Source organism: Nocardia transvalensis (assembly GCF_015477765.1).
Taxonomy (GTDB): domain Bacteria; phylum Actinomycetota; class Actinomycetes; order Mycobacteriales; family Mycobacteriaceae; genus Nocardia; species Nocardia transvalensis_A.
In genome coordinates this window covers 318288-328641 of the sequence record NZ_JADLQQ010000004.1, presented here as the reverse complement: position 1 = coordinate 328641, position 10354 = coordinate 318288, and the positions used below count along the sequence as shown (strand labels likewise).

The window sequence follows — 10354 nt, the reverse complement described above, 5'->3', positions numbered from 1 at the left end:
GAGGGAATGAGATGACCACCGACAGCATCGACGCCCGCGAGCTGGCTCGCGCGCTGATGAACCGACACGACCCGGGCGGGAACGTCCCCGATGCCGCACCGGCCGCCACCGCGCCCACCCCTGCCACACCGGCCGCGCGCAGCACCCCGCTCACCTCGTTCCGCGACCATCCGGGCGTGCTCGACGCCACCCGGAAGTTCGGCGCCCTGGACGCCTGGACGCGCGAATCCGGCGGGCTCTACCCCTACTACCTGCCGCACGAGGGCATCAGCGGCCCGGTCACCCGCTTCGCCGGGCGGGACATGCTCAACTTCTCCAGTTTCGGCTACCTGGATCTGGCCGCCGAACCGCGCGTGCATGCCGCCGCCGTGGACGCCATCCACCGCTACGGCACCTCGGCCGCGGCGGTGCGGATGGTCGCCGGGGAACTTCCGCTCTACGGGGAGTTGGAGGGCGAGATCGCCCGCATCTACGACACCGAAGCCGCGATCGTCACCGCCAGCGGCTTCCTCACCAATGCCGCCGCGATCGCCTTCCTGCTCGGTAAACGCGATGTGGCCGTGTGTGATTCGCTGATCCACAACAGCATGGTGTCGGGCACCGAATGGGCAGGCTGCAAACGACTCACCTTCCGGCACAACGACCCCGAATCCCTCGACGCCATCCTGTCCATGTCGCGGCGCAGCTTCGACCGGGCCCTGGTGCTCATCGAGGGTGTCTACAGCATGGACGGTGACGTCGTGCGGCTGCCCGACATCATCGAGGTGGCACGCAAACACGACTGTTCGATCATGATCGACGAGGCGCATTCGTTCGGGGTGCTCGGCGAGCGCGGACTGGGCGTGCGCGAGCTGTTCGACCTGCCCGGCGACGCCGTCGACGTGTGGATGGGCACGCTGTCCAAGGCGCTCGGCAGCGTGGGCGGCTACCTGGCCGCCAACCGCGAGCTCGTCGAGGGCTTCAAGTACTCGGCCGCGGGGCTGAGCATGTACACCGCCTCCCCCGCGCCGTCGGCCGCCGCGGCCGCGCTGGCCGGTCTGGCGGTCCTGCACGACGAGCCCGAACGCGTTGCGGCGCTGCGTCACAACGGCGACTACTTCTACCGCCGCGCCCGCGAACTGGGCTTCGACACCGGCAACGCCCAGGGCACGCCGATCACCCCGATCATCACCGGCGCCGACGAGCCCGCCCTGCGCGCCTCACTGGCCCTGCTCGACCACGACATCAACGCCAACGCCATCGGTCACCCCGTGGTGCCCGCGGGCGAGGCGCGGCTGCGATTCTTCGTGAACTGCCGCCACACCGAGGAACAGCTCGATCACGCGTTGCACACCCTGCGTCGGGTGTTCGACGGTCTCACCACGGAAGGCCACCTCCAGCGATGAAAGTCGATTCCTACCTGCTCCGAAAAGCGCTGGTGCCCTTCGCATCACTGGCATTGATGGCGGTGCTGTTCGTGCCCGCGCACTCGGCCATGGTCACGCCGACGGCCACCGATCCGAACGGCCCTGTAGCGAGCCGGTTCCGGTTCACCGAGATGCCGATCGCACTGCCGCCCGGGTTGCCCAAACACACGATTCACGAGGTCCAGGACCGCTACAAGCACATCGGCGCGTGGCTGTCGGCGGTCGGTTCGGCAGTGGCGATCAACGACCTCGACGGCAACGGCCGCGCCGATGATCTGTGCGTGGTCGATACGCAGTCCGACAAGGTGATCATCACCCCGACCCCGGACAGCGACACCCGCCGGTATCAGCCGTTCGTCCTCGATGCCGCACCGCTGCCGACCGACGACAACATGGTGCCGACCGGGTGTGTGCCCGGCGACTTCAACCATTCCGGCCGCATGGGCCTGCTGGTCTACTACGCCGGCCGGACCCCCGTGCTGTTCCTGCCCAAATCCGGTGCCAGGCAGTTGGATTCGGCCGCCTTCAGGCCGACCGAACTGGTGCCCTCGGCGGTCGGCAAGGACAACAGCTACCAGGGCCCGCGCTGGGTCACGATGGCCGCCTCGGTCGCGGACTTCGACGGCAGCGGCAACCCGAGCATCTTCCTCGGGAACTACTTCCCGGACAGCGATTTCATCGGCCGTGACGGTGAGCAGAGCCTGACCATGAACGAGTCGTTCTCCAAGGCCACCAACGGCGGCGGCGATCGAATCTTCACCTACCAGAACGGTTCCGGAGGCACCAATCCCACCGCCGTCTACGGTGAGGTGCACAACGCGCTGCCCGAGGGCACCGATCACGGCTGGACCCTGGCGGCGGCCGCGCACGATCTCACCGGAAACCAGTTGCCGTCGCTGTATGTCGCCAACGACATGGGTCACGACCATCTTTACGTCAACGAGTCGACACCGGGCCACATCAAATTCCGGCTGGCCGAGGGCAAGCGGGGCATGACCGATCCGAAGTCGTTCGTGCTCGGCAGCGAATCGTTCAAGAGTATGGGCGCCGACTTCGCCGACCTGGACGGCGACGGCATGCCCGATCTGTTCGTCAGCAATATCGCCGATCGGTGGGGCATCGTGGAGAGCAACTTCGCCTTCTACAACACCGCCGCCGATCCGAAACAGGCCGCCGACCAACTGCATTCGGGCGTGGCACCGTTCAAGAACGAGGCGGTGAACAAGGGCATCGCCTGGGGCGGCTGGGCCTGGGACGCCAAGATCGCCGACTTCGACAACAGCGGGCGCCCGCAGATCGTGCAGAGCAACGGCATGTTCAAGGGCGACACCAACCGGTGGCCGCAGATGCAGGAGCTGGCCACCATGAACGACGTCCTGACCAAATACCCATGGGCCTGGCCGAAGTTCGAAGAGGGTGACGATCTCGCGGGCGACGACCGGATGACCTTCTTCGCCCAGGACGAGAACGGGAAGTTCACCAACATCTCCCCCGCGCTCGGCGTCTTCCCGGCGATCCCGTCGCGCGGTATCGCCGTCGGCGATCCGACCGGAACCGGTGCCCTCGGCTTCGCGGTGGCCCGGCAGTGGGCCGACCCGGTGTACTACCGCAACGATTCTCCCGATCGCGGACAGCCGCTGGAATTGCAGCTGTTCACCCCGCCGACCACCGCGGCGGCCGGGGAGACCACCATCGCCGGCAAGCCGATCCTCGGGTCCCCCGCGCTCGGCGCGCAGGTCAGCGTGCGCACGCCCGACGGGAAGCTGCACGTGGCACAGCTCGACGGCGGTAGCGGGCACTCCGGAAAGCGTTCCACCGACATCCATCTCGGGCTCGGCGACGTCGATGCCACTGCCCCGCTGCCGGTTCAGCTGACCTGGCGGGACAACTCCGGTGCCGTGCACCAGCAGCAGCTGCAGTTGCGGCCAGGCCTGCACACCCTCGTTCTCGACGCCGAAGCCAAGGAGGTCCAGCGATGAGCGCCGACGGAAATGGGCTGCATCCCAACGGAACGGCCGTGGCGGACGGCCACACGAACGGCTCTGTCGCGACAGGGGACACCGGCTGGCAGCGGTTCCGGCGGAAGTGGTTGGGCGTCAACAAGGAAGGGCGTGATCCGCGCTACCTCGCGCTGCGCAATTTCGCGGCGTCGCTGACGATCTTCAACCTGATCGGGTTCCCGCTGCTGGGTTTCGAGCAGATGTGGGTGTCGCCGTTCGTCGCCCTCGCGACGTCGTATTCGGTGGAGCTGCTGCTGGAAACCCTGGCCGCGTGGGCCTATCGGCGCCCGCCCGCCTACCGCGGCAACGGGCTGCGCGGACTGATGATCTTCCTGATGCCCGCCCACATCACCGGCCTGGCGCTGAACTTCCTGGTCTATTCCGCCGATCGGCTGCTGCCGGTGATGTTCGCGGTCACGGTCGCGGTCGGCGCGAAGTGGGTGTTGCGCGCCAAGATCAACGGCAAGGTGCGGCACTTCATGAACCCGTCGAACTTCGGGATCGTGGTGGCGCTGCTGCTGTTCCCGATGTTCACCATCGCCGGGCCGTACCACTTCGTGGAGAACATCTCCGGACCGCTCGACGTGCTGATCGTGCTCGGTCTGCTGATGACCGGCACCATGCTCAATGCCAAGCTGACCAAGAAGACGCCGCTGATCCTGGCCTGGCTGGGCGCGTTCGTGCTGCAGGCGGTGGTGCGCGGCGTCCTCGACCCCGGCACCTCGATCATCGCGGCGTTGCTGCCCGCGACCGGTCTGGCCTTCGTGCTCTACACCAACTACATGATCACCGACCCGGCCACCTCGCCGTTCGCCAAGCGCGATCAGATCGCCTTCGGCGCCTCGGTGGGCGTGCTGTACGGGGTGCTGACGGCCCTGCACGTCTCCTACGGGCTGTTCTTCGCCCTGGTGATCGTCTGCGCGGCCCGCGGGCTGTTCTGGTGGTCGCGCAATATCCAGGAAAAGCTGGCCGCCCGCACCGCGGCACCGGCCGTCGCCACACCCGTGCCGGAGACCGACACTCCGACCGAGGAACCGGAGAAACAACCGGCGAACGTCTGAATTCCGAGCGTCCGCAATCCCGACAGAATCGAGATTCCCATGCCCTCACCGATCGGCCCGCTGCGCTCGCTGCTGCTCGGCACGCGAGCCGTGCCCGACCCGCTGAACCGGCCGCATTTCGCGGCCCCGAGCCCGGCCACCGCCGCCGAACTCGAGCGCGTCTCCCTCCATCTGTCCCAGGCCATCGACTTCGCGGTGCGCAGCAAGAACAACGACGAAGTGATCGCCCATCTCGCCGGGGTGCCCGAGCAGTACCAGGGGTTCGCCTACGAGGGCGCGGCAACGGGACTGGCCGTCCTCGACGCGCTCACCCCGGGCGGGCACCGCGCCGCCGACATGTTCAGCGGGCCCACCGCCAAACACGATCTCACCATGTACGTCGGTGTCGGGCTGTCCTATGGCCGGGTGCCGAAACCACTGTGGGGCAAGGCATTTCCGAAGCATCCGGTGTACCGATGGCTGACTCTGGACGGTTTCGGTTTCTACAATGCCTTCTTCCGCACCGAGAAATATGTGATCGGCAGGCATGTCGAGCAGCGGTTCCCGCGCTGGATGGGCAATCCGGAGCCGCTGCGCCGGGCCGCGGATCAGGGGCTCGGCCGCGCCCTGTGGTTCATCTGCGGCGGCTCGGTGGAGCTGCTCGCGCAACGGATCTCGCAGTTCGAGCCGCATCGGCACGGGGATCTGTGGAACGGCGTCGGCATCGCGACCACCTTCGCCGGGGGTGTGGAAGCCGCCGACCTGAAGGCCATTTCGGAGCTGGTGCCGCAGTTCCGGGCGGACCTGGCGGGCGGCTGCGCCATGGTCGCCAAGATCCGGGAGAAGACCGGCACCCCCACCCCGCACACCGAGGCCGCCGTGAACACCTACTGCGGCTGTTCGATCGGCGAGGCCGCGGCGCTGATCGATAAGGCGCTGGGCGAGATTCCCTCCGACGGTTCGGCGGCCAGTTACCAGCTCTGGCGCCAGCGCGTCGGGGAACTTGCTGTGGCGCAGGGGAACTGAGCGACATGCGGGTCGACTGGACCGGCAGGCATGTGATCGTCACCGGCGGCTCCGAGGGCATCGGGGCCGCCGTGGCCGCCGCATTCGCACGGCGCGGCGCCCGGGTGTCGATCATCGCCCGGCGCGAGGAGCCGCTGCGGGCGACCGCGGAGCGGATCGGCGCCGAGTGGTGCCGCGCCGACGTCACAGATCGCGCCGGGCTCGCGACGGCGATCAAGGAACTCGAGACCCGGCACGGGCCGTGTGCGGTGCTGGCCTGCTGCGCGGGGCTCACCCTGCCGGGCCGGTTCCTCGACATCGATGACGACGAATTCGGCACCCAGATCGAGGCGAACTACCTCGGCTCGGTGTACGCGGTGCGGTGTGTGCTGGCGGGCATGGTGGAGCGCGGCAGCGGGCACATCCTGCTGCTCAGCTCCACCTCGGCCTTCCTCGGCATCGTCGGATACTCGAGTTACGGGCCGACCAAGGCGAGCGTGCGTCAGCTCGGGCTGTGCCTGCGCTACGAGGCCGAACCGGCCGGGGTGACGGTGTCGGTGCTGTATCCGGCCGATACCGACACCCCCGGCCTGGCCCGCGAAAACCTGCGCAAGCCTGCCGAAACCAAGGCCATCACCGGTTCGATCACACCCATGCCCGCCGACAAGGTCGCCGACGCGGCGGTCCGTGGCCTCGAACGCGGCCGCCACCACATCGCCCTGGACCCGCTGACCTCGTTCTTCATGCGCTGGGCCAACCTCCCCGAGGACCTGTCCCGCCCGTTCTTCCGCCGCAGCATCGCCCGGGCCAAGCGGGCGAGCCAGCAGCGAAATTGACGTCCTGCGGTCCCGGCGTGCTTTGGCCGGGCCTCAGGACAGCCCGCGCCGCCGGTCGGCCAGGCGCCGCATCTCGGCCGCGGCGGCCCGCATGGCCGGGGTGACCTTGAAATGGCCACCCCATTCGTTCAGGTCGTCCGGGCCGTACTGCGGGGTGGGCAGGATCTGGCGCAGCAGTTTGTCGGGGAGCCCGCGGCGCTGCCACTCCCGCGGGTAGCCCAGCGAGACCTCCTCGAAGCGGACGCCGTCGTAGAAGGTGGTGCGCGGGATGTGCAGATGGCCGTACACCGAGCACACGACGTTGTAGCGGGTGTGCCAGTCGGCGGTCTCGTCGGTGCCGCACCACAGCGAGAACTCCGGATAGAACAGCATCCTGGTGGGCTCGCGCCGCAGCGGCCAGTGGTTGATCTGCACCATCGGAGTGCCCGGTTCCAGGGCGTCGAGGCGACGCTTGGTGTACTGCAGGCGGGCGTGACACCAGGCGTCGCGGGTGACGTACGGGTCGGGGCTGAGCAGGAATTCGTCGGTGGCGACCACATTGCGTTCGCGGGCGACGGACAAGGCTTCGGCCTTGGTGTTGGTGCCCTCGGGGCGCCACGAATAGTCGTAGAGCACGAACATCGGCACCAGCGTCACCGCGCCGCCGTACTCCTCCGCCCCGGCGCCCTGCCACACCGGGAAGGGATCCTCGGGCGTGAGCACGTCCAGGTCCCGGCACATCGACACCAGGTAGTCGTAGCGGGCGGCCCCGTGCATCTGCACCGGGTCCTTGGCGGTGGTCCACAGTTCGTGGTTGCCGGGCACCCAGATCACCTTGGCGAAACGTTCCCGCAGGGTCCGCAGCGCCCAGCGGACGTCGTCGGTGCGCTCGCCCACATCGCCCGCCAGGATCAGCCAGTCCTCGGGAGAATCCGGCCGAATCCCCTCGACGACCGGCTTATTGCCCTGGTGACCGACGTGAATATCGCTCACCGCCATCAGCTTCGGAACCACCCGGCACTACCTCTCTGTTCGCTCACCACGCCCTTGCGGCAACCGCGGCGATCACCTCCAGATTCCCACGCCACGCGATTATCGCGTCAACCGAGGCACCTCGGCCCCCACCCGCGCCCAGCGCCCCGACAGCGCCCGCGCACTCACCGCGACCAAGCGCAGCAGGATGAACGCGGACAGCCCGGACCATATACCGGCGATTCCCCAGTCGAACGCCAGCGACAGCCAGATCACCGGCAGGAAGCCGATCAGCCCGGCCGCCATGGTGGTGTTGCGCAGATAGGCCGCATCGCCGGCACCCAGCAGCACCCCGTCGAGTGCGAACACCACACCCGCCGCCGGGATGAGGGCGACGAAGAACCACCAGATGACGTGGATACGGTCGAGCACCTGCGGATCATCGGTGAACAGGTGCGGAATCATCCCGGCCCCGGCGGCGAACACCACTGCCAGCACGAGCGCGAATACCGTGGACCACGCCGTAATTCGCCGCGCCAACCGTTGCGCTCCGGGAGCGTCGCCCGCGCCCAGCGCCGCCCCGGTCAGCGTCTGTGCCGCAATGGCCAGCGAATCCAGCGTCAGCGCAAGGAAATTCCACAGCTGCAACACCAGCTGATGGGCCGCCACCGACGCCGCGCCGAACCGCGATGCCACCGCCCCGGCAGAGACGAAACAGGCCTGGAACGCCAGGCTGCGCACGATGAGGTCGCGGCCGAGCACCAACTGCGCGCGCATCACCGCAGGCCGCGGAATCAGCGAAACCCGCTGCCGCACCAGCGCACCCAGGAACAACCCGGCCGACACCACCTGTCCCACCACATTGGCCACCGCGGACCCGGCCAGTTCCAGGCGCGGGGCACCGAACAGCCCGTGTACCAGGGCGGGGCACAAAATGGCCGAAACAACCAGCCCCGCAACGACATACGCGAGTGGCCGCCGGGTCTGCTGCACCCCGCGCAACCATCCGTTTCCCGCCATGGTCAACAGGATCAGCGGCACCCCGAACAACGCGATCCGCAACCACTGCAACGCTTCGTCTGCGATATCGGACCCACCCGCGAGCGCGCGCGTCACGGGCTCGGCAAAGACTTGCAGCACAAGGACAATGAGCAGACCGACGCCGATGGCGATCCAACTCGCCTGCACCCCTTCGTCCACCGCCCCGCGCTCGTCCCCCGCCCCGTGCCGCCGCGCCGACCGAGCGGTCGTGCCATAACTCAGAAACGTCAACTGGGTGCTGACCTGCCCCAGGATCAGCCCGCCAACGGCCAACCCGGCCAACGCCAAAGCCCCCAGCCGCCCCACCACCGCCATATCGAACAGCAGGTAGATCGGTTCGGCGACAAGCACTCCCAATGTCGGAACCGCAATCCCGAGTATCCGCCGCGGACCCGCAGCAGACGGATCGTCCCCCTCCGCAACGGCCGTTCCCGGCTCCGCCGTCACCGCGCCACTCCCCGGGTACGGCACCCCATCCCCAGCCTGCTCACGCGAACCCTCCCACTCGTCGTCCCGTCCAGGCACCCACCATCGCACAGGCCACCGACAAACATGGGACGACCGGGCCCCGAACGCCTAGGCCAGTTCGGCCAAGAGGGCGGCGATCAGGTCGTCGGGAGTGCCGGTCGAGGTGTAGCCGGCGGCGTAGCGGTGGCCGCCGCCGCCGAGGCGGGTGGCTACCTGGGCGACGTCGACGCCGTCGTCGGTGCCTACGCCGCTGTCGCGGGAGCGCAGCGAGACGGTCCACAGGTCGGGGGTGGTGCGGGACTCCTTGAAGACCGCGGCGATGCTCGCCTCGGCGGTGGTGCGGACGACGTCGATGACGCTTTCGACCTCCTCCGAGCGCAGGCCGTCGATGTCGGCGCGGCGGACGAAGGCGTAGACCAGTCCGGCGCCGCCCGCAGCGGCGGGCTCGAGCCGGGCCGTGCCCAAGACCCGAGACAGCATCGGCAGCCATCCGAAGGGGTGGGTGTCCATCAGGGTGCGGGTGATTCCGGCGCCGTCTATACCGGTTGCCAGCAAACGCTCGGCAAGCCGATGCGTGCCGGGTCCTGCCCACCGGAAGCAGCCGGTGTCGGTGACCAGCCCGGCGAACAGGCAGTGCGCGATCGCCGGGTCGATCGGTTCACCCCAGGCGTCGAACACCCGGGCCAGCAGGCTGGTGGTGGACTCGGCGGTGTCGTCGACCAGATTCACCGTGCCGAACCGGGTGTTGGAGCGATGGTGATCGAGCACCAAAGTCGTTGCCGCACCCGCGATGCGGTCGGCCAGCGCCCCCAGCCGTCCGACACTGCCGCAATCGACGGCCACCAAGACGTCCACCTCGCGCGGCACCTCCGCGGGAGGTACCAGAAACTGCACGCCCGGCAGCGAGCGCATCGAGGCGGGCAATTCGGCGGGCTCGGCGAACGACACCCGCACCGGAACCCCGCGCCGATGCAGCACCTGCGCCAGCGCCAGGCCGCTGCCGATGGTGTCGGCATCGGGCTGCACATGACACAGCACAGTCGCCGAGCGCGCGGCGTCCAGAACCTCGACGGCCGCGGCAAGCTGTGCCGCCGGCGTTACTGCAGTCATCGCAATCCATCGCGACCGCCGCGGCGGTCAGTCTTCCTCGTCGCGGTCGGACTTGTACGGATCGGCGTCGCCGGCGGGGGTTGCATTGGCCGCGACCTGTGCCACTCGTTCGTCGACCTCCCGGGCCTTGGCCAGCAGTTCCTCCATCTGCCGCGCCGCATCGGGCACGGTGTCCAGCACGAAGGTCAGCGTGGGAGTGAATTTGATGCCGGTCGCGGCGCCCACCTTGGACCGCAGCACCCCTTTGGCCTTCTCCAGCCCGGCCGCGGCGCCCGTGAAGTCCGGTTCGGCGGCGAGGGTCTCCCCCATCACCGTGTAGTACACGGTCGCTTCCCGCAGGTCGCCGGTCACCTTCGCATCGGTGATCGTCACGAAGCGCAGCCGCGGATCCTTGATCTCGTACTCGATCGCGGTGCCGACGATGGTGACGATCCGCTTCGCGAGTCGGCGTGCTCTGGCCTGATCCACCATGGGCCGACCCTCCTCACTGTAGTTCT

At 68.5% G+C, this 10354-nt stretch carries 9 protein-coding genes; 5 read left to right on the top strand and 4 right to left on the bottom strand.

Annotation, left to right across the window (positions count from 1 at the left end):
- Positions 1–11 precede the first annotated feature (11 nt).
- Genes IU452_RS13235 through IU452_RS13215 form a run of 5 tightly spaced genes read left to right on the top strand, consistent with a single transcriptional unit; the run spans position 12 to position 6287 of the window.
- Positions 12–1385 carry an aminotransferase class I/II-fold pyridoxal phosphate-dependent enzyme gene (locus IU452_RS13235; RefSeq protein WP_195109293.1) on the top strand — a complete coding sequence of 458 codons (1374 nt, stop codon included), beginning with the start codon at positions 12–14 and terminating at the stop codon, positions 1383–1385.
- The gene (locus IU452_RS13230) at positions 1382–3385 is read left to right on the top strand and encodes a CRTAC1 family protein (RefSeq protein ID WP_228817514.1); all 2004 of its coding nucleotides are present in this window, start codon (positions 1382–1384) and stop codon (positions 3383–3385) included. The genes IU452_RS13235 and IU452_RS13230 overlap by 4 nt, the downstream gene beginning before the upstream one ends.
- Entirely contained in the window at positions 3382–4467 is a 1086-nt protein-coding gene (locus tag IU452_RS13225) for an RnfABCDGE type electron transport complex subunit D (protein ID WP_228817512.1), read from the top strand. The genes IU452_RS13230 and IU452_RS13225 overlap by 4 nt, the downstream gene beginning before the upstream one ends.
- Before the next feature lie 39 nt (positions 4468–4506).
- The gene (locus IU452_RS13220) at positions 4507–5472 is read left to right on the top strand and encodes a DUF1702 family protein (protein WP_195109292.1); all 966 of its coding nucleotides are present in this window, start codon (positions 4507–4509) and stop codon (positions 5470–5472) included.
- 5 nt (positions 5473–5477) lie between these two features.
- Positions 5478–6287, top strand: coding sequence for an SDR family NAD(P)-dependent oxidoreductase (locus tag IU452_RS13215; protein ID WP_195109291.1), 810 nt, complete (start codon positions 5478–5480; stop codon positions 6285–6287).
- A gap of 33 nt (positions 6288–6320) precedes the next feature.
- On the opposite strand, the gene IU452_RS13210 is transcribed toward IU452_RS13215, so the two are convergent.
- The 4 genes from IU452_RS13210 to rbfA form a co-directional block, all read right to left on the bottom strand.
- On the bottom strand, positions 6321–7280 hold the full coding sequence (locus IU452_RS13210; RefSeq protein ID WP_324192593.1) for a metallophosphoesterase: 960 nt from the start codon (positions 7278–7280) through the stop codon (positions 6321–6323).
- Between the two features lie 78 nt (positions 7281–7358).
- Positions 7359–8660 (bottom strand): MATE family efflux transporter, encoded by a 1302-nt coding sequence (locus tag IU452_RS13205; RefSeq protein ID WP_324192627.1) that lies wholly within the window; start codon positions 8658–8660, stop codon positions 7359–7361.
- Between the two features lie 195 nt (positions 8661–8855).
- A complete protein-coding gene (locus IU452_RS13200; RefSeq protein ID WP_195109289.1) occupies positions 8856–9857 on the bottom strand; it encodes a DHH family phosphoesterase in 1002 nt (333 codons plus the stop codon).
- Positions 9858–9884: 27 nt separating this feature from the next.
- Positions 9885–10328 (bottom strand): 30S ribosome-binding factor RbfA, encoded by a 444-nt coding sequence (gene rbfA / locus IU452_RS13195; RefSeq protein WP_195109288.1) that lies wholly within the window; start codon positions 10326–10328, stop codon positions 9885–9887.
- Positions 10329–10354 lie beyond the last annotated feature (26 nt).

Excerpts from the sequence above, each read along its gene's own strand:
- IU452_RS13225 (WP_228817512.1), top strand. The coding sequence starts at position 3,382 with ATGAGCGCCGACGGAAATGGGCTGCATCCCAACGGAACGGCCGTGGCG.
- IU452_RS13235 (WP_195109293.1), top strand. The coding sequence starts at position 12 with ATGACCACCGACAGCATCGACGCCCGCGAGCTGGCTCGCGCGCTGATG.
- IU452_RS13200 (WP_195109289.1), bottom strand. The coding sequence starts at position 9,857 with ATGACTGCAGTAACGCCGGCGGCACAGCTTGCCGCGGCCGTCGAGGTT.
- IU452_RS13215 (WP_195109291.1), top strand. The coding sequence starts at position 5,478 with ATGCGGGTCGACTGGACCGGCAGGCATGTGATCGTCACCGGCGGCTCC.
- IU452_RS13220 (WP_195109292.1), top strand. The coding sequence starts at position 4,507 with ATGCCCTCACCGATCGGCCCGCTGCGCTCGCTGCTGCTCGGCACGCGA.
- rbfA (WP_195109288.1), bottom strand. The coding sequence starts at position 10,328 with ATGGTGGATCAGGCCAGAGCACGCCGACTCGCGAAGCGGATCGTCACC.
- IU452_RS13230 (WP_228817514.1), top strand. The coding sequence starts at position 1,382 with ATGAAAGTCGATTCCTACCTGCTCCGAAAAGCGCTGGTGCCCTTCGCA.